At 74.1% G+C, this 24,887-nt stretch carries 24 protein-coding genes and 4 tRNA genes; 12 read left to right on the forward strand and 16 right to left on the reverse strand.

Annotation, left to right across the window (positions count from 1 at the left end):
* The first annotated feature begins 42 nt into the window (after positions 1 to 42).
* Both CXY01_RS06965 and CXY01_RS06970 read left to right on the forward strand, forming a co-directional pair.
* Complete coding sequence (locus CXY01_RS06965; protein ID WP_146926419.1) at positions 43 to 1,047, forward strand: DNA topoisomerase IB; 1,005 nt, start codon at positions 43 to 45, stop codon at positions 1,045 to 1,047.
* 52 nt (positions 1,048 to 1,099) lie between these two features.
* The gene (locus tag CXY01_RS06970; RefSeq protein WP_146926421.1) at positions 1,100 to 2,713 is read left to right on the forward strand and encodes an SDR family oxidoreductase; all 1,614 of its coding nucleotides are present in this window, start codon (positions 1,100 to 1,102) and stop codon (positions 2,711 to 2,713) included.
* Here the strand turns inward: CXY01_RS06970 and CXY01_RS06975 are convergent.
* The 7 genes from CXY01_RS06975 to CXY01_RS07005 form a co-directional block, all read right to left on the reverse strand.
* Positions 2,691 to 3,185 (reverse strand): acyl-CoA thioesterase, encoded by a 495-nt coding sequence (locus tag CXY01_RS06975; protein WP_146926422.1) that lies wholly within the window; start codon positions 3,183 to 3,185, stop codon positions 2,691 to 2,693. The genes CXY01_RS06970 and CXY01_RS06975 overlap by 23 nt on opposite strands.
* A 20-nt stretch (positions 3,186 to 3,205) precedes the next feature.
* Entirely contained in the window at positions 3,206 to 4,837 is a 1,632-nt protein-coding gene (locus CXY01_RS06980; RefSeq protein WP_246125118.1) for a GTPase, read from the reverse strand.
* Complete coding sequence (locus tag CXY01_RS06985; protein WP_146926424.1) at positions 4,828 to 6,675, reverse strand: dynamin family protein; 1,848 nt, start codon at positions 6,673 to 6,675, stop codon at positions 4,828 to 4,830. The genes CXY01_RS06980 and CXY01_RS06985 overlap by 10 nt, the downstream gene beginning before the upstream one ends.
* A 111-nt stretch (positions 6,676 to 6,786) precedes the next feature.
* Entirely contained in the window at positions 6,787 to 8,469 is a 1,683-nt protein-coding gene (gene ettA / locus CXY01_RS06990; RefSeq protein WP_146926426.1) for an energy-dependent translational throttle protein EttA, read from the reverse strand.
* A gap of 174 nt (positions 8,470 to 8,643) precedes the next feature.
* Positions 8,644 to 9,162, reverse strand: coding sequence for a single-stranded DNA-binding protein (locus tag CXY01_RS06995; RefSeq protein WP_146926428.1), 519 nt, complete (start codon positions 9,160 to 9,162; stop codon positions 8,644 to 8,646).
* Positions 9,163 to 9,292: 130 nt separating this feature from the next.
* Positions 9,293 to 10,780: a GTPase gene (locus CXY01_RS07000; protein WP_146926430.1), complete on the reverse strand. Its 1,488-nt coding sequence runs from the start codon at positions 10,778 to 10,780 to the stop codon at positions 9,293 to 9,295.
* Complete coding sequence (locus CXY01_RS07005; RefSeq protein WP_146926432.1) at positions 10,777 to 12,555, reverse strand: GTPase; 1,779 nt, start codon at positions 12,553 to 12,555, stop codon at positions 10,777 to 10,779. Before CXY01_RS07005 ends, CXY01_RS07000 begins: the two co-directional genes overlap by 4 nt.
* Before the next feature lie 119 nt (positions 12,556 to 12,674).
* Here CXY01_RS07005 and CXY01_RS07010 point away from each other — a divergent pair.
* A tRNA-Arg gene (locus CXY01_RS07010) sits at positions 12,675 to 12,750 on the forward strand.
* Between the two features lie 15 nt (positions 12,751 to 12,765).
* Here CXY01_RS07010 and CXY01_RS07015 read toward each other — a convergent pair.
* Positions 12,766 to 14,061 (reverse strand): APC family permease, encoded by a 1,296-nt coding sequence (locus CXY01_RS07015; protein WP_246125119.1) that lies wholly within the window; start codon positions 14,059 to 14,061, stop codon positions 12,766 to 12,768.
* A 198-nt stretch (positions 14,062 to 14,259) separates the two neighbouring features.
* Between CXY01_RS07015 and CXY01_RS07020 the strand changes: the two genes are divergently transcribed.
* Positions 14,260 to 14,451, forward strand: coding sequence for a hypothetical protein (locus CXY01_RS07020; protein WP_146926434.1), 192 nt, complete (start codon positions 14,260 to 14,262; stop codon positions 14,449 to 14,451).
* Positions 14,452 to 14,577: 126 nt separating this feature from the next.
* Positions 14,578 to 14,826, forward strand: coding sequence for a hypothetical protein (locus CXY01_RS07025; RefSeq protein WP_146926435.1), 249 nt, complete (start codon positions 14,578 to 14,580; stop codon positions 14,824 to 14,826).
* On the opposite strand, the gene CXY01_RS07030 is transcribed toward CXY01_RS07025, so the two are convergent.
* Positions 14,815 to 15,537 (reverse strand): phosphatase PAP2 family protein, encoded by a 723-nt coding sequence (locus tag CXY01_RS07030; RefSeq protein ID WP_146926437.1) that lies wholly within the window; start codon positions 15,535 to 15,537, stop codon positions 14,815 to 14,817. The two genes, CXY01_RS07025 and CXY01_RS07030, sit on opposite strands and share 12 nt — an antisense overlap.
* A gap of 71 nt (positions 15,538 to 15,608) precedes the next feature.
* Between CXY01_RS07030 and orn the strand changes: the two genes are divergently transcribed.
* Positions 15,609 to 16,280 (forward strand): oligoribonuclease, encoded by a 672-nt coding sequence (orn, locus tag CXY01_RS07035; protein ID WP_146926439.1) that lies wholly within the window; start codon positions 15,609 to 15,611, stop codon positions 16,278 to 16,280.
* Positions 16,281 to 16,395: 115 nt separating this feature from the next.
* On the opposite strand, the gene CXY01_RS07040 is transcribed toward orn, so the two are convergent.
* From CXY01_RS07040 to CXY01_RS07050, 3 genes are all read right to left on the reverse strand, one after another.
* Positions 16,396 to 16,471 (reverse strand) — tRNA-His (locus tag CXY01_RS07040).
* A gap of 103 nt (positions 16,472 to 16,574) precedes the next feature.
* Positions 16,575 to 17,498: an ATP-grasp domain-containing protein gene (locus CXY01_RS07045; protein ID WP_146926441.1), complete on the reverse strand. Its 924-nt coding sequence runs from the start codon at positions 17,496 to 17,498 to the stop codon at positions 16,575 to 16,577.
* Entirely contained in the window at positions 17,495 to 18,553 is a 1,059-nt protein-coding gene (locus CXY01_RS07050) for an ABC transporter ATP-binding protein (protein ID WP_146926443.1), read from the reverse strand. Before CXY01_RS07050 ends, CXY01_RS07045 begins: the two co-directional genes overlap by 4 nt.
* A 74-nt stretch (positions 18,554 to 18,627) precedes the next feature.
* On the opposite strand from CXY01_RS07050, the gene CXY01_RS07055 reads away from it, so the two are divergent.
* The 3 genes from CXY01_RS07055 to CXY01_RS07065 all read left to right on the forward strand — a co-directional run bounded on the left by CXY01_RS07055 (position 18,628) and on the right by CXY01_RS07065 (position 21,155).
* Positions 18,628 to 19,302, forward strand: coding sequence for an ABC transporter permease (locus tag CXY01_RS07055; protein WP_146926445.1), 675 nt, complete (start codon positions 18,628 to 18,630; stop codon positions 19,300 to 19,302).
* Between the two features lies 1 nt (position 19,303).
* The gene (locus CXY01_RS07060) at positions 19,304 to 20,080 is read left to right on the forward strand and encodes an ABC transporter permease (RefSeq protein ID WP_146926447.1); all 777 of its coding nucleotides are present in this window, start codon (positions 19,304 to 19,306) and stop codon (positions 20,078 to 20,080) included.
* Between the two features lie 67 nt (positions 20,081 to 20,147).
* Positions 20,148 to 21,155: a glycine betaine ABC transporter substrate-binding protein gene (locus tag CXY01_RS07065; protein WP_146926449.1), complete on the forward strand. Its 1,008-nt coding sequence runs from the start codon at positions 20,148 to 20,150 to the stop codon at positions 21,153 to 21,155.
* Between the two features lie 49 nt (positions 21,156 to 21,204).
* Here the strand turns inward: CXY01_RS07065 and CXY01_RS07070 are convergent, their stop codons facing one another.
* The 4 genes from CXY01_RS07070 to CXY01_RS07085 form a co-directional block, all read right to left on the reverse strand.
* Positions 21,205 to 22,695 carry a dihydrolipoyl dehydrogenase family protein gene (locus CXY01_RS07070; RefSeq protein ID WP_146926451.1) on the reverse strand — a complete coding sequence of 497 codons (1,491 nt, stop codon included), beginning with the start codon at positions 22,693 to 22,695 and terminating at the stop codon, positions 21,205 to 21,207.
* Between the two features lie 147 nt (positions 22,696 to 22,842).
* Positions 22,843 to 22,918 (reverse strand) — tRNA-Lys (locus CXY01_RS07075).
* A gap of 66 nt (positions 22,919 to 22,984) precedes the next feature.
* A complete protein-coding gene (locus CXY01_RS07080) occupies positions 22,985 to 23,188 on the reverse strand; it encodes a hypothetical protein (RefSeq protein ID WP_146926453.1) in 204 nt (67 codons plus the stop codon).
* 116 nt (positions 23,189 to 23,304) lie between these two features.
* On the reverse strand, positions 23,305 to 23,601 hold the full coding sequence (locus CXY01_RS07085; protein WP_146926518.1) for a GroES family chaperonin: 297 nt from the start codon (positions 23,599 to 23,601) through the stop codon (positions 23,305 to 23,307).
* Between the two features lie 86 nt (positions 23,602 to 23,687).
* Here CXY01_RS07085 and bcp point away from each other — a divergent pair, with 86 nt between their 5' ends.
* The 3 genes from bcp to CXY01_RS07100 all read left to right on the forward strand — a co-directional run.
* Positions 23,688 to 24,155, forward strand: coding sequence for a thioredoxin-dependent thiol peroxidase (gene bcp, locus CXY01_RS07090; protein WP_146926455.1), 468 nt, complete (start codon positions 23,688 to 23,690; stop codon positions 24,153 to 24,155).
* A gap of 22 nt (positions 24,156 to 24,177) precedes the next feature.
* Positions 24,178 to 24,260, forward strand: a tRNA-Leu gene (locus tag CXY01_RS07095).
* Between the two features lie 402 nt (positions 24,261 to 24,662).
* On the forward strand, positions 24,663 to 24,887 hold a 225-nt coding region (locus CXY01_RS07100; protein WP_146926457.1), incomplete at its 3' end, for an RICIN domain-containing protein.

The raw sequence follows: 24,887 nt of genomic DNA on the forward strand, positions 1-24,887 counted from the left end.
GTTCGACGCGCGGCGCGCGGTCCTCCGGGCGACACTTCCGGCATGGTCCGCCTCCGCCGTGTCCGCATCGACTCCCCGGGCTGGACGCGCCGCCGCGCCGGTCGGGGGTTCGTCTACCTCGACCTCGAGAAGGCCCGCATCCTCGACGAGGAGCACCTGGAGAGGATCACGACGCTCGCGATCCCGCCCGCGTGGCGCGACGTGTGGATCAGCCCGTGGCCGAACGGTCACATCCAGGCCGCCGGCCTCGACGACGCGGAGCGGCGCCAGTACCTCTACCACCAGCAGTGGACCCGTCGTCGGGGGCGCCTGAAGCATGACCACGTCCTCGACGTGGCCCGCCGTCTGCCGGCCGCCCGGCGACGCGTCCGCGCCGACCTCGCGCTCGAGGGGATGCCGAGGCAGAAGGTGCTCGCCCTCGCGTTCCGGCTGCTCGACCTGGCGTACCTGCGGGTGGGCGGCGAGGGCTACGCGCTCCAGCACGGGTCGTACGGGCTGGCGACGCTGCTGCGCTCGCACGTGCGCGTCCTGGCGCCCGAGAGCGAGGGGGACCCGGGGCGCGTGCACCTCAACTTTCCGGCCAAGTCCGGTCAGGTCCGGGACACCGTGGTCGAGGACGACGTCGTCGCGACCCTGGTGCGGACCCTGACCCGTCGCCGCGACGAGGGGCCCGAGCTGCTCGCGTGGCGCGACGACGACGGCGGGTGGCACGACGTCACCAGCGCGGACGTGGGGTCCTACGTCAAGCTCCAGCTCGGCCAGGACGCCACGCCGAAGGACTTCCGCACGTGGCACGCGACCGTGCTGGCGGCGCGGGGACTGGCCGACGTCGGGCCACCACCGGCGAGCGAGCGCGCGCGCAAGCGTGCGGTGACCCAGGTGGTGCGCGACGTCGCCGAGGAGCTCGGCAACACCCCGGCGGTGTGCCGGTCGTCGTACATCGACCCGCGCGTGATCGAGCTGTGGGAGCGGGGCACGACGATCCGTGCCACCCGGTCGCAGGCCGTGGCCGAGCGGGAGACGCTGGCGATGCTGAGCGACCGCTGAGGATCCGCTCCGAGCGGGTGCGCGTCGTGGCCGGGCACCGCAGACTGCGCAGATGGCCTCCCCTGTCGACGACCTCCTGCCTGCCCCCGTGGCGGACACCCTTCCCGGGCTGGTCCCGGGCCTCGACGCCGACGGCCGACCGCGTCCGGACGCACCGCTCGTGGCGGTCACCGGCGTCACCGGGTACGTCGGCGGACGACTCGTCCCGGAGCTGCTCGCGGCGGGCTACCGGGTGCGCGCGATCGCCCGGCACCCCGACCGGCTGCGCGGCCGGGACTGGTACGGCGACGTCGAGGTGGTCGCCGCCGACGCCGCCCAGCCCGACCAGATCCGGGCCGCCCTCGACGGCACGCAGGTCGCGTACTACCTCATCCACTCGCTCGGCTCCGGGCGCCGCTTCGAGTCGACGGACCGGCACACGGCGCTCGTGTTCGGGCAGGCCGCCCGGGAGGCCGGGGTCGGCCGGATCGTCTACCTCGGCGGCCTCTACCCCGAGGGCGAGGACCTCTCGCCGCACCTGGAGTCCCGCACCGAGGTCGGCGAGATCCTGTTGGCCAGCGGCGTCCCGACCACCGTGCTGCGGGCGGCCGTCATCCTCGGCTCGGGGTCCGCGTCGTTCGAGATGATGCGCTACCTCACCGAGCGCCTGCCTGCGATGACCGTCCCGAAGTGGGTGGAGAACCGCATCCAGCCCATCGCGATCCGGGACGTGCTGCGCTACCTCGTCGGGTCCGCGTCGATGGCGTCCGACGTCAGCCGCGGGTTCGACATCGGCGGGCCCGACGTCCTGACGTACCGCGACATGATGCAGCGGTACGCCGACGCGGCGGACCTCAAGCGCCGGATCATCGTCGGCGTCCCCGTGCTGACGCCGAAGCTCTCGTCCCTGTGGGTGTCGTTGGTGACCCCGGTGCCCGGCGGCCTCGCCCGCCCCCTGGTGGAGTCCCTGGTGCACGAGGTGGTGTGCGACGAGCACGACATCGCCGACCACGTGCCGGACCCGCCCGACGGGCTGATCGGGTTCGACCGGGCGGTGGCGCTCGCGCTGCGCCGGGTCCAGGACGCGGCCGTGAGCACCCGCTGGTCGTCGGCCGCCGTCCCCGGTGCGCCCAGCGACCCGCTGCCGAGCGACCCCGACTGGGCCGGCGGCTCCCTGTTCGTCGACGAGCGCCGGGTCACCGTCGACGCCTCCCCCGCCGCGCTGTGGCGGGTGCTCGAGGCCGTCGGAGGCGACCGCGGCTGGTACTCGTGGGGGCTCGCGTGGCGCATCCGCGGTCTCGCGGACCGGCTCGTCGGTGGGCCGGGCCTGCGCCGCGGGCGCCGCGACCCGCTGCAGCTGCTCGTGGACGACGCCGTCGACTTCTGGCGCGTCGAGGACATCGAGGAGGGCAGCCTGATCCGGCTCCGCGCCGAGATGCGCGTCCCGGGGCTCGCGTGGCTGGAGCTGCGGGTCGAGCCCACGGACCGTCCCGACACGGCGCCGACCGTCTTCGCCCAGCGCGCGCTCTTCCACCCGAAGGGGCTGCTCGGGCAGCTGTACTGGTGGTCGGTCTACCCGTTCCACGGCGTCGTGTTCGGCGGCATGCAGCGCAACATCGCCCGGGCCGCCGAGCGGGCCGAGCGGGCACGCACCGACCGGCGGGTCAGCGCCGCCGGCGGATCGTGACGGGCTCCTCCAGGAACGTGGACCACGCCGCACGCTGCTCGGGGGCGATGCGCCGCGGTGACCCCGTCGCGTTGTCGACCAGGACGAGCGTGGTCAGCGCCCGGGCGTAGGTCACGCGCCCTGGGCCCGCGTCGCCCGCGTCGCGCACCTCGTAGCAGACATCCAGGCTGGCGCCGCCGAGGTGGCCCAGCCACATCTCGACGATGACCGGGGTGCGGCGGTAGCCGAGCGGCTTGAGGTACTCGATCTCCTGGCGGGCCACCAGCGTGGACACCTCGGCCCCGGGTCCGGCGTCGATGACGGCGGTGGGGAACGCACTCTCCACCCGGCTGCCGTCGGGTCCGACGGGGTGGCTCCAGAAGGCCTCGATCCGGGCCTCCTCCAGCAACCGGAGCATCTCGACGTTGTTGACGTGCTGGTAGGCGTCCATGTCCGACCAGCGCAGCTGCACCGGGATCTCGAGGCGGGTCATGCGCTCGATCCTAGGAGCGGTCAGGCCGCAGCCTTCGACGCGGCCGCCCGGCACCGCGCCAGCGCGTCCATCTCCGCGGCCACCGGCCCGATGACGTGGTCGTTCACCGACTCCGCCACCGAGGCGCTGAGGCGTCGACGTGCCTTCGCGGCCCGGCGCCGGCCCGCCACGGCGCCGACCACCCACCCGACGCCGGCCACCAGCAGCCCCGCCAGCACCCCACCGAGCAGGAGCACGGTGGGTGCCGGGAACCCCCACCACATCGGGGTCTCCGGGGCCGGCAGCTGGAGCCAGCCGAGCCCGGCGAGGAGCAGCAGCCAGAGGAGACCCGCCGCCGCGGCGACCAGCAGCACCCACTGGAGGAAGGCCAGCACGCGCCACGTCCACGGCACCCGGGCGCTGCCCACCGGGACGCGCACGACGGTCCGGTCGAGCACGTCGTCGAGGTCCACGTCCGCCGCGCGGGACCGGGCCGCGAGCACCCAGTGGTCGGGCGCCCCGGCGGTCGCCGCGTCGACGTAGGAGCGGACCGCGCTCAGCGCTGCGGACCGCTCGCCCGCCGCCGGGGCCGACCGGGACGAGCGCAGCAGGTCATCCTGGCCCGCCTGGAGGCGCTCGCGGCCGAGCCCCAGGCGTCGCAGCGGATCGGGCCGAAGCCGGGCGACCCACCGGGTCACCGGCCACCCCGTCGCCGCGCGCGCCGACCGCCTGGTCGAGCGCCGCACGGCGTCGGCGACCTCGTCGACACCGGCTGCCGACTCCCACGAGCGGACCAGCGCCGCCGCGGCGCCGACCTCGCGTCGCGCGTCCGGCGGCGACCCGCACGCCTCCACCAGCGTGCGCGCCGCCTGCCGCACGTCGCCCGTCACCCGCTCGGTGGCCGCCAGCCGCCGCTGGGCGGCGCGGGCCAGCAGGTCCCGCAGCTCGGTGACGCCGGCGCCGGTCGACGCGCTGACCGCGAGCACCGGTGACGCGCCCAGCCCGTCCTGCGCCGCCAGGCGCTGCAGGTCCGCGACCATCGCGCGCTGGTCGGCGGGCGACAGCCGGTCGGCCTGGTTGAGCACGAGGACGACGACCCCGGCGTGGTCGCGCAGGCCGCGCAGGTAGCGGGAGTGCAGGGCCGCGTCCGCGTACTTCTGCGGGTCCACCACCCAGACCAGCAGGTCGACCCGCTCGTAGAGGCGCTCCGCGATCGCGCGGTGCTCCGTGACCACCGAGTCGTGGTCGGGCAGGTCGAGCAGCACGAGACCCGTCGCGGACTCCTGCAGGACCCGGCTCACGCCGACGTGGCGGTCGCGGACGTCGAGCCAGTCGAGGAGGTCGTCGGCACCCTCGTCCGCATCCCCTCGGGCCGGCACGATCACCGCCACCGGGTGCCCCGTCGTGGGACGGCGCACGCCGGGAGCCGCGATGCGGGCGTCCGCGAGCGCGTTGAGCAGCGACGACTTCCCCGAGCCGGTCGCACCCGCGAGCGCGACCACCGTGTACTCGCCGGACAGCGCGGCGCGGTCACGCGCACGGGCGACCACCTCGGCGGGCGCCTCCAGCGCGTCGTCGGGCAGGCGTCCCCGAGCGAGCCCGACCGCCTCGTCGAGCGCCTCGACCCGTCCGCGCAGCGTGCCGGCCGCCCCGCTCCCCCGGTTCAGCGCCACCAGCGCGACCACCAGCGGTTGCGGTCGGGCTGCTCGGGGACGACCACCTCGGCGGCGCGCGCGACGGCACCCGTGCCCCGCAGGTGACCGGCGCCACCGGCCGGGAGCTCGCCGGCTCCCCAGGCGGTCGCCGCCGTGCGGGTCGACATCGCCGACCGCACCCGCTCGGCCGCGGCGCGCAGGTCGTCGCCGTCACGGCCTGCTGCGCCCGTCGCGTCCAGCTGCCGCAGGAACCGGGACGCCTCCTCGTGCAGCAGCGCGTCGGTCCGGGCGGCGAGCCGCGTCTGCGCCTCCTGCGTGAGCCGCCGCACGGCCTCGTCGCCGAACACCGCCTCGAGCAGCCGCTGGGCCAGCAGCGCGGAGCCGCCGACGATCCCCACCTCCGCACCCGTGAGCCCGCCGGTGGACGCGAAGACCGCGACCATGAGCACCGCACCGAGCCCGTTGACGCCGTAGGACAGCGCGCGGGCGGTCGTGCGCCGGTCCGCGCCCTCCGTCTCGACGAGGCCCAGCACGTCGCCCTGCCACGCCCGCACCTGCTCGGCGGTCCGTGCCCGCAGGTCCACCGACGCACGGGACAGCGCCAGCCCGTCCAGCAGCGCCCGCCCCGCCGGGTCGTGACGCCACGCGGAGTGCGCGGTCTCGGCGGCCTCCTCGGCGGCGTCCTGGATGACGGCGGACAAGCCGTGCGCGACCGCCTCGACCAGCGCCGGTTCCGCCGGCCGGCGGCCACGCACGAACCCGACGACCCGGTCCCGGATGCGGGACACCCCCTGCTCCAGCGACCGGAACCACTCGCTGGTGCCGACCACGTCCTGCCACCGCGCCAGCACCTCGCCGCGCAGCAGCGACCCGTCCGACGTCGCGTGGGCGATCTGGTCCGACGCCGTCGCGTACGCCGCGGTGACCGCCGCGCGGAGCCGGACGTCGGCCGCCCGCTGCTCGTCCGCCGCCGTCGCCAGCCCGAGCGCGCGTCGGGACACGTCGGTCACCGCTCCGTCCCACGTCTCGGCCAGCGCCGTGGCCCGGACGGCCGGGTCCGTGGCCGTCCGCGTGAGCAGGTCCGCGACGGGGCCGATGGCCGGCTCGGGCAGCAGACCGTCCTGGAGCTCGACCTCGGGGACGACGATGACCGTGGCGGAGGCCAGGCCGGCGTCGGCGAGCATCTGCCGCAGGTGGTCGCCCACCTCGGTCTGCGCCCCGGGGTCGACCCGGTCGAGCACGAGGGCGAGGTGCGTGCCTCGTCGGGCGGCGTCGGCGAGCAGCTCCCAGGGCACCGCGTCGGCGTACCGCGCGGCGGTGGTGACGAACAGCCAGACGTCGGCCGCGCCCAGCAGCTGGGCCGCCAGGACGCGGTTGCCCTCCTCGACGGAGTCCACGTCGGGGGCGTCCAGCAGCGCGAGGCCCACCGGCACCGCCTCGGACGCCACCAGCCGGAGCCCCGGCCGCGCACCGGCGAGGCCCTGCTCCCCCGCGGCGTCCGCGCGCGTCAGCGAGGGCAGCACCCGGTCGGAGCTGAACCAGCGCACGTCGAGCGGGTGGTGCACGAGAACCGGCCAGCGGGTGGTCGGGCGCAGCACCCCCGACGGGCTGACCTCGGTGCCCACCAGCGAGTTGACCACCGTGGATTTGCCCGCACCCGTGGAGCCGCCGACGACCACCAGCACCGGGGCGCCGGGGTCCCGCAGCCGCGGCAGGAGGTAGTCGTCGAGCTGGTCCAGGACGCGCGTGCGGTCCGCCCGGGCGCCGGGCGCCGTGGCGGTCTCGAGCGGGAGCCGCAGGTCGGCCGTCCGCTCGCGCAGGGCGAGCAGGGCGCTCACGAGCTCGTCGTGCTCCATCGCCGCACCGCCTCTCCCAGGTCGTGTGCAGCGTATCCGCGCAGGTGGCGGGCGGCTCGCCGACGACGAAGCCGCCCGCTCCCCAGGGGAACGGGCGGCTTCCGGCGTGCCTCAGTCGCGGCGCAGCTTGCGGTACGTCACGCGGTGCGGACGGGCTGCGTCGGGGCCGAGACGCTCGACCTTGTTCTCCTCGTAGGAGGCGAAGTTGCCCTCGAACCAGTACCAGTTGCCCGGGTTCTCCTCGGTGCCCTCGTACGCCAGGATGTGCGTCGCCACCCGGTCGAGGAACCAGCGGTCGTGGGAGACCACCACGGCGCAGCCGGGGAACTCGAGCAGCGCGTTCTCCAGCGACCCGAGCGTCTCGACGTCCAGGTCGTTGGTGGGCTCGTCGAGCAGCAGCAGGTTGCCGCCCTGCTTGAGCGTGAGCGCGAGGTTCAGGCGGTTGCGCTCACCACCCGACAGGACGCCCGCCGGCTTCTGCTGATCCGGGCCCTTGAAGCCGAACGCGGCGACGTACGCCCGCGACGGCATCTCGACGTTGCCGACCTTGAGGAAGTCCAGGCCGTCCGAGACGACCTCGAACAGCGTCTTCTTGGGGTCGATGCCGCCGCGCGACTGGTCGACGTAGGAGATGGAGACCGTCTCGCCGACCTTGAGGTCGCCCGCGTCCAGCGGCTCGAGCCCCACGATCGTCTTGAACAGCGTGGTCTTGCCGACGCCGTTGGGACCGATGACGCCCACGATGCCGTTGCGCGGGAGCGTGAAGCTGAGGCCGTCGATGAGCACGCGCCCGTCGAAGCCCTTCTCCAGGCCCTTCGCCTCCAGCACGATCGAGCCCAGGCGCGGACCCGGCGGGATCTGGATCTCCTCGAAGTCCAGCTTCCTGGTGCGGTCGGCCTCCGCCGCCATCTCCTCGTAGCGCGCGAGACGCGACTTCGACTTGGTCTGCCGGCCCTTGGCGTTGGACCGCACCCACTCCAGCTCCTCCTTGAGGCGCTTGGCGAGCTTGAGGTCCTTCTTGCCCTGGATGGCGAGGCGTTCCTGCTTCTTCTCCAGGTAGGTGGAGTAGTTGCCCTCGTACGGGTACAGGCGGCCGCGGTCGACCTCGCAGATCCACTCGGCCACGTGGTCGAGGAAGTACCGGTCGTGGGTGACGGCCAGGATGGCGCCGGGGTAGTCCTTCAGGTGCGCCTCCAGCCACAGCACGCTCTCGGCGTCGAGGTGGTTGGTGGGCTCGTCGAGGAGCAGCAGGTCGGGCTTCTCCAGGAGGAGCTTGCACAGCGCGACCCGGCGACGCTCACCACCGGACAGCACGGAGACGTCGGCGTCCGGCGGCGGGCAGCGCAGCGCGTCCATCGCCTGGTCCAGCTGTGCGTCGAGGTCCCACGCGTCGGCGGCGTCGATGGCCTCCTGGAGCACCCCCATCTCCGCCAGCAGGGCGTCGAAGTCGGCGTCCGGCTCGGACATCAGCACGGAGATCTCGTTGTAGCGGTCGAGCTTGCTCTTGATCTCGGCGACGCCCTCCTCGACGTTGCCGAGCACCGTCTTGTCCTCGTTCAGCGGCGGCTCCTGCTGGAGGATGCCGACGGTGTACCCGGGGCTCAGGCGCGCCTCACCGTTCGACGGCTGGTCGAGGCCGGCCATGATCTTGAGGATCGTCGACTTCCCGGCGCCGTTGGGCCCGACGACGCCGATCTTGGCGCCCGGCAGGAAGTTCAGGGTGACGTCGTCGAGGATGACCTTGTCACCGTGCGCCTTGCGCGTCTTGTACATGGAGTAGATGAACTCAGCCACTGGCTCTTCGTCCGCCTCGGTGCTCGATGGGGGTCGCCCCGCGCGCTGGGTTCTCGTGGCGCGTTCTCGGGGCACCGCTGACCGGCCGGCCCGCGAGGCTGGTCGACCGCGCTGCGCTGTGCGCGCGGTCCGACCGGCCACGTCGTCGGGCTGCCGGTGCCCCAGCCTAGGCGATCACCTGGCCCCGGCCAGCGCGAGCTCCTGGTCCTCCTCCACCTCGGGCGGCAGACCGGCACGCTCGTCATCCGGGAGCTCCTCGAACGAGGAGACGTCGGTGGGGGCCTCCTCGACCGACCCGTCCTCGGCCGCGGCGACCGTCACCGGGCTGACGTTCCGTGCGAAGTGGCTGCTGCCGAACGCGAGGTTGGGGCCGATGGCGCTGGCGTCGAGCACGAGCGAGGTGCGAGGACCGTCGGCGCCGACCCACTCCTCGGTGGACAGCAGGCCCTGCACGATGACCGGGTCGCCCTTGCGCAGCGACCGCGCGGCGTTGATCGCGGTGGTGCGCCACACCTTCACGTTGAACCACTCGGTCTGCGCGTCACGCCACACGCCGGCCTGCTTGTCGAACCAGCGGCGGGTGCTGCCCAGCCGGAACGTGGTGAACGGGACGCCGCCGTCCGACTCGTGATGGATCCGCACGTCGGTGCCGATCCAGCCGACGACGGTCAGGTCCAGGGACTGCATGCTCATGGGGTACCTCCGGTGCGGTGCCCCGGCGGGTGCGGGGCTCGTGCGACCAGGGTCGACGTGGGCCGCGCCCGGCGTCGTCGACCGGGGCGAACCCGTGGACGGCGCTCGGTGCAGCCGGGCTGTGGGCGGCTCAGGCCCGGGCGGACGCGACGAGCTCGCGCACCGCGCGGTGCTCGGCCAGGACCGCCTCGGTGGGCACCGCGAGCCGCGCGCGCGCCACGTTCTCCAGCGCCGAGCGGCCGTCCTGCAGCACCCGGGCGGTCCGCCGCCGCCCCGCCGACCGCCGGGCCGCGGCGGCCCCGACGAAGGCCAGCACCGACGCGACCAGCAGCACGACCGCCCCCACGGGTGCCCACACGTTCGCCTCCCCCGGCCCGACCAGCGAGCCCACCGCGACCGACCCCACGAGCAGCGCGGCACCGGCCAGCGCCACGGCCGCGACCGTCAGCCCCAGCGCGAGGCCGGACCGCCGCGCGGTGAGCGTCAGCTGCGTCAGGGCGTCGGTCACGGCGAGGCGCATCTCGGTGGTCGACGCCACGCGCGACGCGACGTCCTTGCCCCACCGGCGTGGCAGCCCCGTGGTCACGGCCTCGAGCCACGTGGCCCGCGCCAGCTCGACGGCGTCCTGCTGGACCGCCCCGAACCCGGGCGTCGACGAGGACCCGGTCCGCACGGCCGCACCGACCCCCGCGGCCACCGCCGGCAGGCCGATCGCCGCCGCGAGCCGGTCGACGACATCGGACACGGACAGCGCGGAGGGGGCAGGCTCGCGCGCGGCGACCTCGGCCGCGAGCAGCGCCGCCGCGTCGTTCAGCTCGGCGCTCGCGCGCCGGGCCGCCAGCGACCGCGACTCGACGTAGGTGGCCAGGAGCTCGCGCAGCGCGACCAGACCCTCGCCCGTGCGCGCGGACGCCTCGCGGACCGGGACCCCGGTCAGCCCGTCGTCGACCAGGAGGTTCTCCACGTCCGCCAGCAGGTCGGGCCGCACGTCCGGCGGGACGGTGTCCACCTGGTTGAGCACGACGACCATGGACGCCTCGTGCCCGACGAGCCGCCGCAGGTAGCCGCTGTGCAGGGCGTCGTCGGCGTACTTCTGCGGGTCGACCACCCACGCGAGCAGGTCGGCCTGCGGGAGCAGCCGGTCGACGACCTCGCGGTGCTCCGGGGCGATCGAGTCGTGGTCGGGCAGGTCGAGCAGGACCAGCCCCCGCAGCGCGACCTCGCTCTCCCCGTCGAGCAGGCTCTCGCGCTGGATCCGGCGGTCCGGCACGACGCCGAGCCAGTCCAGGAGCGGTCCCCCGTCGTCGCCCCACACGCACGCCGTGATCTCCGACGTGGTCGGCCGACGGACGCCCACGTCGGCGAAGTCGAGCCGGCAGATCGCGTTGAAGAGGCTCGACTTGCCCGACCCGGTGCCGCCCACGAGCGCGACGACCGTGTGGTCCACGCCGAGGTCGAGCCGTTCCCGCACGCTCTCGACGGTCGCGACGACCTTCGTCACGACGGCCGGCGCCAGGCGCGCACCGCCGATCGCCAGCGCGCGCCCGAGCGCGTCGACGCGGGCCGTGAGCGCGGCGGTGTCGTCGCCGTGCAGGGTCGATCCGAGCGTCGCTGTCACGTGAGTCCCTTCAGCACGGCGAGCCGCAGACGCAGCCGCGAGGAGGCGTCCTCGGCGAGGTCCGGGTCGGACAGCACCTCGCCGACCGCGGCCCGCTCGACCGCCACCTGGCCTGCCACCCGGGCGACGAGGTCGTCGCGCAGCTCGTCGACGGCACGCTCGCCGGCGCTGTCGATCAGGTCGACCAGGAGGTCGCGCGCCTCGCGCACCCCGGACGCCGCGGCGAGCGCGACGGCCGCCAGCCCCTCGTCCCCCAGGGCGTTGACGGCCTTGGACCGGCGCCGGACCTCCCGCGCGACGTCCCGGCGCGAGCGCGGGATCCCGTCGGGCGATGTCTCGGCCGGTCCGACCGTCAGCGCAGCACGCACCGCCCGCAGTCCCTGGGCGGTCCACGCACGAGCAGCCTGGTCGGCGGCGCTCCGCCGACCGGTGCGTAGCGTCGCCGACTCCCACGCCGCGTCGACGGACGCGCCGCCCTCGGGCGCGTCGGGACCGGTGAGCGCGGCCCGCAGGACCGCCTCGGTGTGGGCGCCCGCCGCCGTCAGGGTCGCGGCGGCCGATCGGGTCAGGTCCTCCACCAGCGGCGCGATGGCCGCGACGCGTGCGCGCCCCTCGCGAGCGGAGCCGCGGATGCGGCCGGACGGACGCACCACGCGGCCCAGCGGTCCGCTGTCGACCGCCAGCTCCGACCACCGCGCTCGCACCGCACCGTCCGCGACCGCCCCGCCGCGGATCGACGCCGACGCCTGCGCGGTCGGCGCCTCGATGGCCGCGTCGAGCACCGCGGCGATCGCCCCGGCGGCATCGGCCTGCGCCTGCACGGCCTCGGCCAGCTCGTCCACCCAGGGCCGCAGCGCGGCGAGCGAGCCCCGCAGAGTGCGGCCGATCACGGTGCGCGCGCGGTCGGGCCCGGCCAGCATCGCGAGCCAGCGCCGGATCGGCGCGACCACCGCGGCGGGAAGCAGACCCTCGTGCGGACCCAGGTCCGGCACGACGAACAGCGGCGATCCCTGCAGCCCGTGGCCGCGGAGCCGGTCGAGGAGGTCACCGCGCACCGTGGGCAGCGACGCCGACGGCACGCGGTTGAGGACCATCGCGATGGACGCGCCGCGGTCGACGGCACCCTGCAGGACCTTCCACGGCAGGGCGTCCCCGTACCGGGCGGCCGTCGTGACGAAGAGCCACAGGTCGGCCGCCTCGAGCAGCCGGTGGGCCGACTCCCGGTTCGACTCCAGCACCGAGTCGAGGTCCGGCGCATCCAGCAGCGCGATCCCCCGCGGGACCTGCTCGTCGGCCACCACGCTCACGGACTCCAGGACCGGGTGGTGCGAGAGGAGCTCCGCGTCGAGGGGGTTGTGCACCAGCACCGGACGGCGCGTCGTCGGCCGCAGCACGCCGGCCGTGCTCACCTCGGAGCCCACCAGCGAGTTGACGAGCGTCGACTTGCCCGCACCCGTCGACCCCGAGACGACCACGACCGCCGGAGCCGACAGCTCCGTCAGGCGCGGCACGAGGTGCTCGCCGAGCTGGTCGACGAGCCGTGCACGCGACGCCCTGGCCGACTCGATCCCGTCGATCTCCAGCGGGAACCCGGTGCGCTCCACGTCGCGGTGCAGGTCCCGCACCGCGTCGAGCAGGGACGTCGCCGCCAGCGGTCGGGCGAGGACGTCGCGCGGGTCGGACGCCGCATGACGGGCGTGCGCCGCGGTCGGCTGGACGGTCGGCTGCGAGGTCGGCACAGGCTGCACTGGCGCGGTGCCTGGCTGTGCGCTCACCGGACCATTGTCGCGGTGTCATCTGACCTGGCAAAACGCGCCACGCGGTGCGCCCGTGCCCGGTTCGTGCCGAGCAGGGTCTCGCAGCGCCCCGCCAGTAGGCTGTGGGCGCACGTCCAGCCCTCGTAGCTCAATGGATAGAGCAACGGCCTTCTAATCCGTAGGTTGCAGGTTCGAGTCCTGCCGGGGGCACCAGAACGGCAGCCGGCGCTAGCGGGACAGCGACACCCGCGGCCGTCGCAGCACACCGACCCCCACGGCCACGAGGGCGAGACCGAGCGGCACCACGAGGTGCCACCCCGCGAGCGCCGCGAGACCGAGCGCGAGGACGCAGGCGACGACGGCCGACCACCAGCCGGGGCTGCCCCGGTCGAGCAGGCGCACCGCGGCGGCCATGCCCACGGCGTAGATGGCGACCATGCAGCTGGTGTGCACGAGCACGAACGGCTCGAGGTCCCCACCGGTGGCCACGGCGACCGAGAAGTACACGGCCGCGAGACCGGCGACGACGAGCAGCGCACGACGCGGCACGCCGCCCGGCTGCGCGCCTCGGCCGATCCAGCGCGGCAGGTCTCCGTCGCGGCCGAGCGACGCACCGAGCTTGGCGAAGGCACCGACGTAGGTGCCGAGCACGCCGAGCGTGACGATCCCCGCGACGACGGCCACCGCGACGCGGCCCGTCCCGGGCAGCCCGACGGCGACCAGGTCCATCAGCGGCACGTCCGACGAGGCCGCGTCGTCGCCCAGCACCGTGACCGTCACGTACTGCAGGGCCAGGTACGCGACCCCGACGACGACGAGCGCGATCGCCGTGGCGCGCGGGATGGTGCGGCGCGGGTCCCGGAACTCGCCCGCGAGGTGCGTCACGGCCTCCCAGCCGGCGAACGCCCAGACGTACAGGCTGGCCGCGGCGCCGACGCCGACCCAGCCGTGCGGCGCGAAGGGCACCAGGTTCGCCGCGTCGGCGGCGGGCAGGGACACCAGGACGACGCCGACCACGAGCACCACGAGCGCGCCGGTGAGCGCGAGCTGGACGGGTCCGGCGAGCCGCAGACCGACGGCGTGGCTGACCAGCGACGGCACGAAGAACGCCGCGCCCACGAGGTAGACGTGCCACTGCGCGCCTCCCAGCATCGCGACGACGTACTGGGCGCCCAGCAGCGCCACGACCGGCGACCCGACGCAGACACCGAAGAAGAACCAGTAGCCCGTCATGCGTGCCGCGGTCGGTCCCAGGGCGAGCCGCACGTACGTCGCGACGCCGCCGGAGTCCGGGTGCCGGGTGGCGAGCGCTGCGAACGCGGCGGCGAGCGGGACGGAGGAGAGCAGGACGGCGGCGACGGCCACGAGGGACGCGGGTCCGGCCGCACGAGCGGCGAGGGTGGGCAGCAGGAGGATCCCCGTGCCGAGCACGGAGGCGACGTAGAGCGCGGTGCCGAGCGCGAGCCCGATGCGCGGCTGGGTGTGGTGGCTGGTCGCCGGTTCGGCGAGGGCGGGTGCGGGCACGGTGCAGCCTCTCCCCCCTGGTTCCCCCGGAACCAGACGGCAGACGGGCGACGTCCGTCGAGATCCCGCCAGGGCAAACCGGTCGAAAGCGGCAAGAAAATCACGTGACCACGGCCGTCCGCCCGTGGTCGAGTACTCCCACACCACCCACATCGTCCGGGCTCCGGCCCGGGCACCGTCATGCCCGAGGAGCACCCCGTGTACCCGAACCAGACCTACGAGCTCACCCGACAGGCGAACGCCGAGCGCCTCGCCCAGTCCCACCAGGCACGCGTCCGCGAGGCCGCGCACCACGCCAGACGGCCGACCGTGAACGTCGGTCGACCGCCGGATCCGCAGCGCGTCCAGGCGCGCCCGACGAGCCCCGTCGGCGTCCTCGTCGCCCGATGATCCACACCCCGGTGGGCGCGGACCGATCCTCCCCGAGGAACCGGTCCGCGCCCACCGTCATGCGTGCCACCATGTCGCCATGCCGAGCCACCCCCGCCCTCGTCCTCGGACCTGCGGACGGCGCTGATGGGTCGGCACAACACCCCCGACCCGGCCGCGCAGATGCCGGCCCGGTCGCGGCTCGGGCGGTTCCTCCTGCGATGGCTCGAGCGGATCGGGATCGGGCTCGTGGCCGGCGCATGCACGCTCGGCGTCCTGCTGTGGGCGGGCACGTCGTGGACCGCGAGCATGTGGATCGCAGGGGCGGTCGCCGTGGTCGTCCCGGTGGCCGCGTGGTTGGCGTCGACGGTCCCGGGCCCGGACTCACACCGCTGAGGCCGACGGCGGACCGGTGTGCAGCCGGTCCACCACGCTGACCACGCCGAGCACCGCGACGGCGAGCGCGACGGCCGCCACCACGTCAGTGAGGAAGTGGTAGCCCAGGTACAGCCTGCTCAGCGCGACCAGGGCGGTGCCGACGACGGTCGCGATCCCCCAGGCGACAATCCGCAGCACCGACGGGTTCCTGCTGCAGACCAGGTAGCCGGCGACCAGCAGGAACGTCGCCGTCCCGATGGTGTGCCCTGACGGGAAGGACGCCGTCGTCTCCGCACCCGGCACGAACATCGTGTCCTCCGGCGGCCGCGCCCGGCCCACCAGCCCCTTGACGGCCAGGCTGAGCAGGGTGGAGCCGATCATCGCCCCCGCGAGGAGCAGCGGCCGCCACCACTCGTGCCGCAGGAGTCCCAAGACCAGGCACGCGACGCCGACGATGATCGGCAGGACCGTGGGTCCGGTCACGAACGTGATGGCCGCGAGCACCGACGTCCACGCCGACGTGCGACGGTCGACCAGCCAGTCGAGGACCGGCTCGTCCAGGTCCCACAGGTCGTCCTTCTCCTGCACCCCGTCGAGCACCGAGAAGAACACGCCGAGCCCTGCCGCCACGAGCACGAGGCCCGGCAGGACGGCCCACAGCACGGGACGTGCGCGCAGCGCGGCGAACGCGTTGGTGCTCGGTGGGGCCAGGGCGGGCTCGTCCGACATGCACCGACGCTAACCGGGACACGACGACCTCACGACCGCGCAGAGCCGTGGTGGCCCCTAGGCTGACGTTCGTGACCAGCACGCCGACGCCCCCGCCCGCCTCGACCGGCCAGGAGAGCGCCGACCGCATCGTCTGGATCGACTGCGAGATGACCGGCCTGGACCTGGGCGCCGACGCCCTGGTCGAGGTGGCGGTCGTGGTGACCGACTCCGAGCTGCGCGTGCTCGGCGAGGGCGTCGACGTCGTCATCTCGCCGCCCGCCGAGGCGCTCGAGCAGATGAACGACTTCGTCCGCACGATGCACACCACATCGGGACTGCTGGACCAGCTGCCGAACGGCACCACGATCGAGGACGCCCAGGCGACGGTCCTCGACTACATCCGCACCTGGGTCCCGGACGCCGGCAAGGCACCCCTGGCGGGCAACTCGGTGGGCACCGACAAGGCGTTCCTCGACCGCGACATGCCCGACCTCGTGGCGTACCTGCACTACCGGGTCATCGACGTGTCGTCGATCAAGGAGCTCGCCCGGCGCTGGTACCCCCGCGTGTACTTCGCGTCCCCCCGCAAGAACGGGGGCCACCGCGCGCTCGCCGACATCCTGGAGAGCATCGACGAGCTGCGCTACTACCGCGCGGCGCTCCTGCCGGCCCAGCCGGGCCCCGACTCGGCGGCGGCGAAGAAGATCGCCGCGGAGGTCGTCGCGACGTCGGTGAAGGGCACCGTGCGGTCCGAGGGCTGAGCCACCGGCTCGGCGGAGCTCCCGGGCCCTGCCCTCGCGGTGCGAGACCTCGACGGGGCGAGGCACGTCCGGGAACGACGACGGGCGCCGACCGACTGGTCGACGCCCGACGCGATGGGGTGGCTAACGGGACTTGAACCCGCGACCCCCTGGACCACAACCAGGTGCTCTACCACCTGAGCTATAGCCACCACGATCACCCGACGCGGACGTCGGGCCGTCCAGAAGTGTACCCGAGGCCGGGACCACTTCCTGTACCGGCGGGGCGTGGCCTGGACCACTCCCCTGCCGGGGTCAGAGCCGAGCGACGATCGCGTCGGCGAACCGCGCGGCCGACCCCTCGGCGTGCGCGAAGAACAGCGACGGCTCCGTCAGCTCGACCTCGAGGATGACGGGGTTGCCCTCGTCGTCGGGGATGAGGTCGACGCGGGCGTAGAGCAGGGGCCCGTCGGTGCCCGGCGCGAGCTCGGGGAGCGCGGCGACGACCCGCTCGCCCAGCTCCCGCTCGGCGTCGCTGGCCTCCCGCGCCGTCATCGACTCCTGCCGGTACAGCTCGGAGTCCGCCTCGCCGCGGTACGGCCCCGCGAGCAGCGCACCCTTGCGGACCGAGTGGCTGAACTGGCCGTCGACGAACACCAGGGCCGTCTCCCCGGTGGTGTCGACGTTGCGCAGGTAGCGCTGGATCATGACGCGCCGACCCACGCTGAGCAGGTTCTTCGCGTGCGTGATGGCGAGCGAGCGCTGCTGCGTGACGCCGGCGTCGTACCGGCCGGTGTCCCGGGCGCCGGCGCTGACCGTCGGCTTGATGACGAAGTCGCCGAACGCGGGGAAGCGGGTGTGGATGGCGCGCGAGTCGTGGTTGCGCTCCGGGTCCAGCCAGATCGTCGGGACGATCGGCAGACCGGCCTTCTCCAGGTCCCGTAGGTACGTCTTGTCGATGTTCCAGCCCACCACCGAGGCGGGGTTCAGCAGCGTGCTGGTCCGCTCGACGCGGCGCGTCCAGTCCGCGAACTGCGCGGGCCGGACCGTGTAGTCCCACGTGGACCGGATGATGACGTGGGGGTACGTGCCCCAGTCGATGGTCGGGTCGTCCCAGACGACGACGTCCGTCGCGATGCCGCGCTCGAGCAGCGCGTCACGCAGGGCGTGGTCGTCGGGGTCGAGCTCGGGCAGCTCGGCACAGGTGGCGAGCGCGAGTCGGGCCGTCGTCGTGGTCACGTCCGCAGCGTACCGACGGGGGCGTCGACGTCCGCTGTGGCGTGCGTCTCTGGGCCCTGCTGGTCCCGCTCGGTGAGACGGTCGAGCGCACGGACGACCGTGGCCGGCGTCGCGCTGCCGACCACCCGGCCCTGCTCGTCGTGCACCGGCAGCGGGCCGTCCGCACCGACGAGCGCGGAGAGCACGTCTCCCAGCTCGGCGCCGACGGTCAGCGGGGTGCCGCCGGTCCCGTCCTGGACGCCCGGGTCCAGGTCAGCGCGTTCGAGCCTGCCCAGCGCCAGCAGCCGCGCCGTCCGACCGCGGCCGACCAGGTCCGCCACCGCGGGGGTGGCAGGCCGGGCGACGATGTCGAGCGGGGACGCGAGCTGCTCGATGTGGGCCCCCGTGCTCAGCACCGCCACACGGTCCGCCATCCGCACGGCCTCGTCGATGTCGTGCGTGACGAGCATCACCGTGATGCCCAAGGCGCGCTGGATCCGCGCGAACTCCGTCTGCAGGCGACGCCGGCCCACGGGGTCCACCGCGCCGAACGGCTCGTCCATGAGCAGCACCGGAGGGTCGGTGGCCAGCGCCCGGGCGACCCCGACGCGCTGGCGCTCACCGCCGGACAACTCGTGCGGGAACCGCCGCGCGTACTTCTCCGGAGGCAGCCCGACGAGGTCGAGCAGCTCGTCGACGCGGGTGGCCGTCCGCTTGCGGTCCCAGCCGACCAGGCCCGGGACGGTGGCCACGTTCTGGGCGACCGTGCGGTGCGGGAAGAGCCCGACGTTCTGGATCACGTAGCCCATCCGACGGCGCAGACCCACGGGGTCGACCGTCGTGACGTCCTCGCCCTCCAGCATGATGCGGCCGGACGTCGGCTCCACCAGGCGGTTCGCCATCCGCAGGGTGGTCGACTTGCCGCACCCGGAGGGTCCGACGAGCACGAGCACCTCGTGCGGCTGCACCGCGAGGGAGAGGTCGTCGACCGCGGCGCCGCTGCCGCGGGCGTCACCGCGACCGGACGCGTAGGACTTGCTGACGTGCTCGAAGGCGATCGCCGGGTCGTCTGCCACCCGTCGGACGCTAGTCGCTGCCTCCGACAGCCGCAGATCCTGCGCATGTCGGACGCCGCGGGTACGTTCGCGCCATGCGTCTGGCCCAGGCTCCACCCAACCCGTGGTTCTCGTGGGAGTACGTGGAGCGCAACTCGCAGGACATCGCCCGCGCGCTCGAGCAGCACGCGTCGCTGACGTTCCAGGCGGTCGTCATCGCCTTCGTGCTGGCCCTGCCGCTCGGGGCGCTGGCCCACCTGCGGCCGCGGCTGGCCGGTCCGGTGCTCGGCGTCGCGGGTGTCCTCTACACGGTGCCGTCCCTCGCCCTGTTCGCGATCCTCGCGCCGTACACGGGCATCGGCCGCACCACCGTCCTCATCGGCCTGGTCTCCTACGCGCTGCTCGTCCTGACCCGGAACGTGCTGGTCGGCCTGCAAGGGGTGGACCCCGCGGTGCGCGACGCGGCGCGCGGCATGGGCTACGGCCGGGCGCGCCTGCTCTTCTCGGTCGAGCTGCCGCAGGCGCTGCCCAGCATCGTCGCCGGGCTCCGGCTCGCCACGGTCACCACCGTCGCGCTGGTCACCGTCGGCGTCGTGGTCGGGTACGGCGGGCTGGGCCAGCTGATGTTCCGTGGCTTCCGCAGCAACTACCACGCCGAGATCATGACGGCGACGGTGCTGTGCCTCGTGCTGGCGCTGGTCTGCGACCTCGTCCTGGCGGGCGTCGGCCGCCGGCTCACCCCGTGGGCGCGTGCCGAGAGGCCGGTGTGACATGGAGATCCTGAACGAGGCGTTCCTCTGGCTGAACGACCCGCTGAACTGGACCGGTCGCAACGGTGTCATCGCCCTGACGCGCGACCACATCGTGGTCTCGGTCCTGGCCGTCCTGCTCGCCGCCGTCGTGGCGCTGCCGACCGGCCTCTGGCTCGGTCACCGCCGCCGCGGAGCGACCGCCGGCGTCGTCGTCGCCAACACGACCCGCGCCCTGCCGACGCTCGCGCTGCTCACCCTCCTCGCCGCGAGCGGCCTCTTCGGCAACACCGCGACCGTGCTCGCGTGCGCCGTCTTCGCGGTCCCGCCCCTGCTCACCAACACGGTGACGGGCCTCGGCGAGGTCGACGCGGACGTGCGCGACGCGGCGCGCGGCGTGGGGATGTCGGGCACGCGCAGCCTGTGGGCGGTCGAGGTCCCGCTCGCGGTCCCGCTGATCGCCGCCGGCATCCGGACGGCGTCCGTGCAGGTCCTCGCCACCGTCCCCCTCGCCGCACTCGTCGGGGGCCGCAGCCTGGGCACCATCGTCGTCACCGGCTTCGGCACGCAGGACTACGGGCAGGTGCTGGCCGGCGGCATCCTGGTCGCCGGGCTGTGCCTGGTCTCGGAGGGTCTGCTCGCGATCGCCCAGCACGTCCTGACGCCGCGGGGGCTGCGAGCCCTCGCACGGGACACCTCCGACACGCCGTCGCGACGGACACGCCGGTCCAAGATCACGTCCCCAGCGCTTGCCGAGCCTGCGACAACCGGATCGAATGGGTCGGGTTCTTCGGCCTGACGTCCAACGACGGCAGCTCCGCCGTCACCCCGGGAACACCCCAAGCCCACTCCACGAGGAGAGCACGATGCGAGCGAGACGCTCCACCACCCTGACCCTGGTCGCCATCGCCGCCCTGGCGCTCGGCGCCTGTGGCAGCCCGGGCTCGGGCGGAGGCGAGGCCGACCCGACGTCGTCCGGCACGTCCGGGCTGGCCACCTGCGACCCGATCGCGGGCGAGAAGCTCGTCGTCCTGGAGGACGACAAGGGCCTGCAGAACGCGGACAACATCATCCCGGCCGTGAACAAGGCTGCCGCGGCATCGAACCCCGCGGTGATCGAGCTGCTGGACTCCGTGTCCGCCGCGCTCGACACCGAGAAGCTCATCGAGCTGAACAAGGCCGTCGACATCGACCGCCGCACGTCGAGCGAGGTGGCGGAGGAGTTCGTCTCCACCGAGGGCCTCGCGGCCGAGGACGGTGCGGTCGGCGCGGGTGCTCCCCTCGTCATCGGCGCCGCGAACTTCTCCGAGAGCGCCACGCTCGCCGAGATCTACGCGGCCGTGCTGCGGACCGGCGGCTTCACCGTCGAGGTGCGCACCATCGGCAACCGGGAGACGTACCTGCCCCCCCTCGCGGACGGCACGCTCACCGCGGTCCCGGAGTACGCCGCGACGCTCGCCGACTTCCTCAACGCGCAGCAGAACGGCGCGGAGGCCGAGTCGGTCGCGTCGGCCGACGTCGACGAGACCGTGGCCGCACTGACCCCGCTCGCCGACGCCGCCGGCCTGGCCGTCGGAGCCGCTTCGGCCGCGCAGGACCAGAACGCCTTCGCGGTCACCAGCGAGTTCGCGACGGAGCACGACCTGACCACGCTCAGCGACCTCGCCGCCGCGTGCGGCGGGCTGGTGCTGGCCGGTCCGGCCGAGTGCCCCGACCGCCCGTTCTGCCAGCTCGGGCTCGAGGAGACGTACGGCATCGAGTTCGCCGACTTCCAGTCGTACGACTTCGGCCTGATCGGCCAGGCCGTGCGTCAGGGTGAGGCGGCCATCGGCCTGGTCCTGTCGAGCGACGGGTCGCTCGCGGCCGACAGCTGACACGGACGACGAAGGGGCGGACCCGGACGGGTCCGCCCCTTCGTCACGCTCAGAGGCCCGCGGTCTCCAGCAGCCGGAGCCACACCTCGCTGACGGTCGGGTAGGACGGCACGGCGTGCCAGAGGCGATCCAGCGGCACCTCGCCGACGACCGCGACGGTGGCGGCGTGCAGCATCTCGGCCACCTCGGGCCCGACGAACGTGGCCCCCACGATGACGCCGCGCGCGTCGTCGATCACGATCTGCGCGCGGCCGGCGTAGTCCGCGGCGAAGACCGACGCGCCGGCGACGTTCGCCAGGTCGTAGCCCACCACGCGCACGTCGAGACCCTTCTTCCGGGCGGCCTCCTCGCTGAGCCCGACCCAGGCCACCTCGGGCCGGGAGAACACCACCTGGGGCACCGCGGCGACGTCCGCCGTGGCCCGGTACCGGCTCCACGGCGCCGCCGCGCGCTCGTCGTCGGCGCTGAGCGAGCGATCGCCCGCGGTCGCACCCTCCGGCGAGTCCGCCGCCGAGGACCGCGGGTCGAACCGCGCCGCGACGACGTCGCCGACGACGCGCGCGTCGTACTTGCCCTGGTGCGTGGTGCCGGTCCGGCCGGACACGTCGCCGACCGCGAACAGCCAGCCTCCGTCGGCGCCCGTGACCTGGAGCGTGTCGTCGACGGTCAGGGGCTTGCCAGGCTCGAGCCCGAGGACCTCCAGGCCCAGGTCCGAGGTGCGCGGTCGACGACCGGTCGCGACGAGCACCTCGTCGACCACGAGGTCGGCGCCTGCGCCGGCCGACAGGTGGACGCCGTCCTGTTCGCGGCGCACGGACTGCACCTCCGTGCCGAACAGCACGGTCACTCCCAGGTCGGTCAGCGCCGAGGCGACCGCCTCGCCGGCGAACGGCTCCGCGTTCGTCAGGAGCCGGTCCCCGCGGACGACGAGCGTGACCGCGCTGCCGAAGTCGGCGAACGCGGTCGCCATCTCGACCCCGACCACGCCGCCCCCGAGGACGGCGAGCCGCGCCGGGACGTGCTGCGCCGAGGTCGCCTCGCGGCTCGTCCAGGGGGGGAGCTCGGCCAGCCCGTCGACGGGCGGGACCACCGCGGCGGAGCCCGTCGCGACGACGACCGCGTGCCGGGCGGTGACCTGCACCGGCCCGTCGGCCCCGTCGACCGTGAGCGACCGCTCCCCCGTGAACCGGGCGTGCCCCCGCAGCAGGGTGATGCCCGTGCTCTCCACCCAGTCGACCTGCGAGCTGTCGTCCCACTGATGGGTCACGGAGTCGCGGCGCGCGAACGCGGCGGCCACGTCCACGTCGCCGGTGACGGCTGCCGACGCGCCCGGGACGCCCCGGGCGGCCGAAAGTGCCGCGCCCGGCCGCAGCAGGGCCTTGGACGGCATGCACGCCCAGTAGGAGCACTCACCGCCGACCAGCGCGTCCTCGACCAGCGCGACGCTCAGTCCTGTCCGTCCTGCCCGGTCGGCGACGTTCTCGCCCACGGCACCGCCGCCGATCACCACGACGTCGAACTCACGATCCTGCTGCGCCATCACCGGCTCCATCCGTCCGCCCACCACGTCCCCGGCAGGCGGCCGAGAACCACGGCCCATCGTGTCCCGCTCCTCGGCCCACCGCAGCACCGCAGGAACGACGAAGGGCCTCCTGCCAGCGTATCCGCTGGTGGGAGGCCCTCCGGGTGGTGCGCCATCAGGGACTCGAACCCCGAACCCGCTGATTAAGAGTCAGCTGCTCTGCCAATTGAGCTAATGGCGCGCGGTTGAGAACGCTAGCAGGCCGGATGCCCGATCTGCCAATCGAGACCAGGCGTCGTGACGACCGTCACGCACCGCCACCGTCGGACGGCTTGGGCTCCTGCTCCCACCACGCGTCGTCGGGCAGCCCCTCGGCCTCGAGGATCTCGGACGACGTCGCCTCGGGGGTCGCCAGGTCGACGATGAGGGCCAGCGGGACGTGCTCCGCGAGCAGGTCCCGGACGGGCTGCGTGTCTTCGGGGGCCACGGGGGTGGCGTCGTGCTCGGTCATGGCGATCGGTCTCCTCGGGGGACGGTGTCCCCAGCTGCTCCATGCCACCACCGCGGCTCACGCGGTGCAAGGCGCTACGCCGACACCGTCGAGGTGCGTCGTCGCGGGATGAACGATCAGAGGTACAGACCGGTTCCCTCGCCCGTCCCGCGCGGCTCGGCGACGGCGTGCACGTCTTTCTCGCGCAGCAGGACGTAGGTGGCCCCGGCCAGCTCGACCTCCGCGCGGTCCTCCGGGTCGAACAGCACGCGGTCGCCCACCTCGACCTGCCGCACGTGCTGGCCGGCGGCGACGACGGCGCCCCAGGTGAGCCGCTTGCCGACGACGGCCGTGGCCGGGATGACGATGCCCGCGGACGAGCGCCGCTCCCCCGCATCGCCGTCGAGGGAGACGAGGAGGCGGTCGTTCAGCATGCGGATCGGGAGGTCGCTCACGCGTCCGACGGTACCCGCGCGACATAGGCTGACCGCACCCCGAACACCTCGTCCCAGGAGATCCCGTGCCCCGTCTCGCCGTCGGCGACCCTGCCCCCGACTTCACGCTGCCGACCGCCGACGGAGGCACCGTGACCCTGTCCGACCTGCGCGGACGCCGGGTCATCGTGTACTTCTACCCGGCGGCGATGACGCCCGGCTGCACCACGCAGGCCTGCGACTTCCGGGACTCGCTGGCGTCGCTGCAGGGCGCCGGGTACGCCGTGGTCGGCGTCTCCCCGGACACCGTCGACAAGCTCGCCGCGTTCGTCGAGCAGGAGCACCTGACGTTCCCGCTGGGCTCCGACCCCGACCACGCGGTGCTCGAGGCGTGGGGCGCCTGGGGCGAGAAGATGAACTACGGCAAGAAGGTGACCGGCGTCATCCGCTCGACGGTCGTCGTCGACGCCGAGGGCCGCGTGGAGCTCGCGCAGTACAACGTCAAGGCCACCGGGCACGTCGCGAAGCTGCGTCGGGACCTCAAGGTCGCCTGACCCTGTGGGAAACTTCCGCTGCGCGGGAGTGGTGAAACGGCAGCCACGCCAGGTTTAGGTCCTGGTGCTCGAAAGGGCGTGCGGGTTCAAATCCCGTCTCCCGCACCCTGAGATGCACGTCGGCGGGTGTCCGCCGCGACGCGCGCGCCGGGTCGTGCGGGACCCCGTCGACGCGCCGGACGGCATGACGACGGCCCGAACCCGACCGCTGATCGTGACGGACGGTGGCGCCGCAGCGGCGTGCGCGAGGCCCGCCGGTCCCGTCCTGCGCGGTCGCACCAAGTTCCGGACCTGAAACGTTTGGCATGCCCCGCGCCCGTTGTACACCGGTGTAATCCCCGTTACTTTTCGGGCGAACCACCCCTCAACTCCGGGCTCGGCCGCTCAGTGGATGTTAGCGCTAACATTCGCCCGCTCCCCCTCGGTCCCTGTCGACGACGACACGGCGCCGGCTGGACGGACACCGGCCCCGCTCGCGGGACCCGACACGATCCGAAGGAGCGAAGGATGAGGAAGTCCATCGCCGCATCCATGCTGGCAGTCGCCGGCCTGGTGCTGGCCCTCGTGGGAGCGGTGCTGATACCGGCCTCCCCGGCCGCAGCAGCCACCGTCGACACCACGGCCTGGTACGTCCTGGTCAACCGCACCAGCGGCAAGGCCCTCGACGTCTACAACCTGTCCACCGCGGACGGCGCCCGCATCACCCAGTGGACCCGCAACGACGGCGCCCAG

Origin of the sequence: Cellulomonas xylanilytica, from assembly GCF_007989805.1 — a bacterium.
Classification (GTDB): domain Bacteria; phylum Actinomycetota; class Actinomycetes; order Actinomycetales; family Cellulomonadaceae; genus Cellulomonas; species Cellulomonas xylanilytica.